Raw genomic sequence first — 560 nt, forward strand, 5'->3', positions numbered from 1 at the left:
CGGCGCGTCGACCGTGTCCAGCGGGACCTCGACCCGGTCGGCCACGAGGGCCACCGGCTCGCCGTCGACGGCCGCGTACCGGGTGCGCAGCACCTCGTGCCGGTCGACCACGTCGGCCAGGGCGCCGGCGAGGGCCCCGGTGTCGAGATCGCCGCGCAGGCGCAGCGCCAGCGGGAGCAGATGGTCCGCCGTGCCGGGTCGCAGCTGGTCGAGGAACCACAGCCGTTGCTGTGAGAAGGATGTCGTCCGGCCGTCACAGCGGTCCACCGGCTCACCTCCGGGAAGTCGGGTAGGTCGTCGTGCGTCCCGGATGGCCGGGGCACGACCGGAGCTTGCCGCCCGGACCCGGCGGCGCAGTAGGGAAGGAGCGGCAGCGCCCGTCGCGGCTTTTGCTGCGTCTATGTCTCTGGGCGGAGCGGGGACCGAACGGGAAGCGTGACCACCACGTGGATCGTGACCGGCCCCGGCCCCGGCCCCGGCCCTGGCCCTGGGACCGCGACCGGGATACCGAGCCCGACCGGGACCGGCTCCGGGACGGGGGCAGGGATCGAGGCCGTGAC

1 protein-coding gene is annotated in these 560 nt (G+C 75.0%); it reads right to left on the bottom strand.

What is annotated here, in order from left to right:
* Positions 1-312 (bottom strand): condensation domain-containing protein (locus tag HO151_RS07400; RefSeq protein WP_368039425.1); only part of this gene is annotated, 312 nt, incomplete at its 3' end.
* Between the last annotated feature and the right edge of the window lie 248 nt (positions 313-560).

Source organism: Streptomyces sp. 8P21H-1 (assembly GCF_013302945.1).